This window comes from Petrachloros mirabilis, from assembly GCF_975968855.1.
Genome location: NZ_CDLUDY010000054.1, coordinates 1 through 4,936, shown reverse-complemented (window position 1 = coordinate 4,936; position 4,936 = coordinate 1). Strand labels below are relative to the sequence as shown.

At 54.0% G+C, this 4,936-nt stretch carries 4 protein-coding genes; all 4 read left to right on the top strand.

The window, feature by feature from the left end; translation table 11 throughout:
* Positions 1-225: 225 nt before the first annotated feature.
* Positions 226-2,541, top strand: a complete 2,316-nt coding sequence (locus tag ACWVCN_RS02340) for a hypothetical protein (protein WP_455243903.1) — start codon at positions 226-228, stop codon at positions 2,539-2,541.
* A 225-nt stretch (positions 2,542-2,766) separates the two neighbouring features.
* Positions 2,767-3,642 carry an alpha/beta fold hydrolase gene (locus ACWVCN_RS02335; protein WP_455243902.1) on the top strand — a complete coding sequence of 292 codons (876 nt, stop codon included), beginning with the start codon at positions 2,767-2,769 and terminating at the stop codon, positions 3,640-3,642.
* Between the two features lie 153 nt (positions 3,643-3,795).
* Positions 3,796-4,194, top strand: coding sequence for a DUF488 domain-containing protein (locus tag ACWVCN_RS02330; RefSeq protein WP_455243901.1), 399 nt, complete (start codon positions 3,796-3,798; stop codon positions 4,192-4,194).
* Positions 4,195-4,412: 218 nt separating this feature from the next.
* On the top strand, positions 4,413-4,718 hold the full coding sequence (locus ACWVCN_RS02325; RefSeq protein WP_455243900.1) for a TIGR04076 family protein: 306 nt from the start codon (positions 4,413-4,415) through the stop codon (positions 4,716-4,718).
* The last annotated feature ends 218 nt before the right edge of the window (positions 4,719-4,936 follow it).

The following is a 4,936-nucleotide window of genomic DNA, read 5'->3' as shown; positions in this document are numbered from 1 at the left end:
GTCGGATTGGGGGATTTAGGGGGAAGACATCGGGAGCCGCTACACAGGAAAAAATAAAATTGCTTAAAGACGAAGGGATCGTGTTCCAAGGTGGAAGAGTAAAGAATTTTGAAAAAATTCTTTTTCGATTCTCCACCGTTAAGAATTCAGGTGGTTTATCCTAAAAGCCGTGCTGATTCCAAGTGCTTCAGACACACAGCATATTTGCAGGGTTAGGAGGAGAGCATGTCAAAGACCATTGATCGCGACTACCCAAAACTAATGGGCTTACGCGAGGGAGCCCACTACTCCCGCATGGATCTTCATACCCACTCGCCTGCGTCGGAGTGTTCCTCGTTCAGGTTGCCCATGGTGCTGGCCGCGAAGATCCCCAAAGTCTCATCAACCATGTCGGCCAAGGACCGGCGTGCCGCGGTTACCCTGCTCAGCAATCTTAAGGACACCAATCCGATCTTCGACGACACCGCTGAGAAAGCAGCGGCCGAGGCACTGTGGTGGAAGCCGCCGGGAAGGGCGGTCGACGGCAAGGCGTTGGCCGAGGTAGCCCGTGTTTGGCTGACGGACATCGAACGGATCGAGGAACCCCACAGCAAGGCAGCCATACCGTTGCTCAAGTCTGCATTCCAGGACATCACCAATGTCCTGATGGAGAAGTTCTTTCCTCCAGAATACACGCTGCGATGTTATATAGAGCAGATCGAGGTGGTGGCGCTGACGGACCACAACCATCCGGGATACATCGTACCGCGGTTGCCACAGTTGGGAACCTGGTTTGACGCGGTGGCGGAAGTCAACGACGAGTTTTTGGCGGATATCCGGGAAGGCTCGCCGTCCGGAGCGAAGGTCCGCGAGATGATGCACGCACGGCTGGGCAAGGCAAAGCAAAGACTGGAGTCCTCCGGTGCCAGCCGATCCCACGGCGACGCAGAAACCAAGGAAAACCACAAGGACTCCAAAAAACTCAAAGACAGGGACCGTCGCCTGGCGCACATCGACGAGCGCATCAGGATCTGGAATGACGAGCGCACTTCCGTGCGACCGTTGACGGTCTTGCCTGGAACCGAGATCACGGTCAGCAACGTCCACTGTCTGTCCATTTACCCGCCGGACTGGATGGTCCCGAGCCGCATTGCGGGCATCCTGCGAGATATCGGCATCGAGGAGCACAGCTGGGGAAGGGGGTTCGAAGCTGCGGCCAACTCCGGCGTCCAACGTACCATAGACTTGGTTGATGAGGCCGGCGGCATTGTGATCCCGGCCCATTCCAACAGCGACTTTAAGGGATTGTTGCGACTGTTCCGAAAGGGATTGGCCCTGCAGAAGGTACTCGAGCATCCGGCACTGCTGGCGTTGGAGAAGATTGAGGGCACGCTGCTGGCAGGCGAGGGACGTAAAAAGGGCAAGGACGCCTGCGAGACACTGCGCTGGCTGGATACCGGCGCCAACGCCCCCCAGCGTGCCAAACTTCTGGCGTTTGTCAAGGGATCCGATGCCCACGAGTGTCGACTCGAGGTTGATGGCACCGGCGAGGACCTCGGCGTGCGCTTCACCTGGGTCAAGATGGACATCCGGCAACGCGATACCCCAAACGAGGTCTTCCGGGCGCTACGGCTGGCGCTGCTCGGTGGCCAGGGGCGTGTGGTCGAGATCCCGGTGGAGGACACCTACAACTACGGTGCCTACGGGACAAAGACACGAAAGGAGTATGTGGTGCCCAAAAAACGCCGAGAGGCCTTGCTGGACTGGACCAACCATCATCCAGCCATCCTCGGACTGATGGTTCATGGCAAAGATTCCTATTCGGACGGCGTTGAGATCCGGTTCAACCCTTTCATGAATTGCGTCGTCGGGGCTTCGGGCAAGTCGACCGTGCTGCGGCTGGTAGCCTATGCATTTGGCATGTTGCGGTTCTTCCCCAACAGCGAAGAGCGGTGGCTGCCGCAACGGGTCCGGGTGTTCGTACGAGATACCTCCGGCGTGTGGTGTGTCCAGCGCGTAGGCCGCCACTTCGACCCGGACGATCCGACGATTATCACGACGATCCATGGCCTTTCGGCCAATGGGAACTGGGTTGAGGAACTCAGAGACGACGCGGCCCGCGACAAGGCCCGTAACACCATCGAGATTTGGCCGGGCCCAAGCTACCTGTCCCAGGGGTACAAAACTCGGCAGTTTAACGATGCCGATCTCGACCGCCTCGTAACGCGCCTGGATATCTCGAAGGTTCGCAATCGGAAGCCGCTGTTGATCCATCAACCGCACGAGATCTTTCATAGCGCCGACCTTTTCCAGCGAGTCTTAAAGCGTCCGGTGCTCAAGTTTCGCCAGATTATCTGGGCCACCGTAAGTCCCAATGTCCCAACGGCTCTGGACGCCGAGAAGCTCATCGTCACCGACGAAAAGGAAAACGCCGACCCGCGCCAGATGAAAGTGGTCTGCGGCGGCGACCTGCACGAGGACGAGGTGATCCGCAACTTCCTCGACCGTATGGAGGGTGGCTACGCGGGGTTTGCGCGAAGGAAGGTACTGTACGAGTCGTGATGCGTCAACGTCCCGTCCGTGTCCTCAAAGGAATGGGGCGGTGTCAGATCTTGAATTTTGAATAAACTGAATATGCAGGCTTGTGTGCAGAGCTTCCAAGGCCCACTCGTCGCCGGGCATCAGTTTCAGCATTTATAAAAAAGGAAGAGCGAGGTAATGAAATCTGATACAAATATCATGTGGGCAGACAGCAGGGTTGGTTGTAGACCCGTTACAAAGAATTTGATGAACCGGGTTGCTTGCTTGGTAATCCTGATATTGACCGTTGGCGTGCCGCAGGCACAAGCAAAATGGCCGCACGTCCTCTTGTCCAAAGACGGTGTCTCGATTTCGTATGAGGTTTTCGGTTCCGGGGAACCGACGCTCGTATTTGTGCACGGCTGGAGCTGCGATGCCCGCTACTGGCGCGCCCAGCTGCCGCATTTCTCCAAGAATCATCGTGTGGTCACGCTTGATCTTGCAGGCCACGGTCATTCCGGAATGACGCGTAAGCGGTATACCATGGCGGCTTTCGGAAAGGATGTGAGAGCGGTCACTGAAACTACGGACAGCCACAGTGTCATTCTGATAGGGCATTCCATGGGCGGATCCGTTATTGCAGAGGCTGCCCGACTCATGCCGAACCGTATTGTAGGACTAATCGGTATAGACACGATGCACAACATTGAATATCCAATGACACACGAAGAGTTCAAAAAGATGATGGCTCCCCTAGAGAAGAACTTTCGAACCGGAAGTCGGCAGTTCGTAAAAGAGATGATCTCGCCCGACACGGATCCGCACCTTCGCGAGTGGATTCTCTCTGATATTTCAGCAGCACCGTCCGATGTTGCCCTCAGCGCTATGAACGAGATGATGTTACAGTATATCACAGGAGAAGCGTCTAAAGCATTTGATGAAGCCCGCATTCCGGTCATAGCCGTGAATGGAGATCTGTGGCCCATCAACTATGAAGCGAATCGTCGGCACATGCTTTCTTTCGACGCCATTATTATCAAGGATGCGGATCATTTCTTAATGATGGATCGTCCTGAAGAATTCAACAGAGCGTTGGAAAAAGCAATCCATAAGTTAAAACGGCGTGAATATGGAGACAAATAAGAATAGAAAACTTTATTCCGTATTGCTACAGTTAAATCAATGTGGTTAGGGCCTATCATTGGTGTGATCCTTGGCTTTTTTGTGCTATTGGGTGCAAGAGCTCTAAGGAAATGATAGGATGATTAGCGTTGGGTTCATTATATGGAGGTCTCTATGGCTGTTCGTGTATTAAGGCTAGGCAGTAATCGGGTCGAAGGCGAGGGCCTTCCAATAGGTACGGTCCGACGTCCGCCCCGGGGCGTGGCAAAGGCAGATTTCAGCTCCCAGAACTGGTACGATGTCTGGTTTCCAAACTTAGCCCCCAGCGTTGAAACCATGAAGTTCGGGAAGAACGCAAAAACCGACCGGGAGTGGCTTGCATTCAAGAAGAAGTACCGTGCAGAGATGGCCACGCCTGAGAACTCCCGTATACTGGAACTGCTGGCTGCCCTGTCCCATCAAACGAACTTCTCTGTGGGGTGCTACTGCAAAGACGAAGCGCGTTGCCATCGTTCGGTGCTGATGGAGCTCCTCATAGAGAAAGGCGCCAAGGTCGAGCACCCGGATCACTGAAGCACATGCCATCCGATCCGTCACGCGTACGGAAGAAAAGCTGCCGTGCTGCACTGGTCCATAAACATCATTTTGTTTTTAAATCGAAATTGATATGATATCGGTAAAATATATGTTTCGGGATCGATGCGGCAAAGTTGAATCTTTGAAGGGATGTGGGATAGATTGTGTTTGTGGACGATTTGATCGGCTGATAAGACTTAGAAAAGGAGGACAAAATGGCGGATGTGAGAATTACGGTAGTGAAACGGTTGGACAACCAGGAGCTTTACGGCGACAACCCCCCGCTTACATTTACCGGTGTGGGATTGTGCGACCGGTTCGAGGAGGGTCAAGTTTTCATCGCAAAAGAAGGCGGATATCCGGAAGGCTTTTGCCCGTGGGCATATGCGGACATTCAGCGGGATCTGATCCATCTTCGGTTGGGAGGGGACTACCCATGGTTTAAGGAAAAGGGGGCTATTCTTTCTTGCTGTACGGATGGGGCGAGACCGGTAATTTTCAAGCTTGAACGAGTGGAATGAGGGATCATCTCCACGAGAAATTTGGAGTGGTCCTGAGGGCTTGAAGGGTAAATAGACCCTAATTAAGCGATATAGCACTGAGACGCAGGGAGGACCATTTATGTTGAGAACGCATCGATATGAACTGTTGACCTGGGAAGAGATCAATGTTGCGGTATCCGAGGGACGGCTCATCGTTCAGCCGGTGGCGTCCATCGAAGATCACGGAAAACACCTCC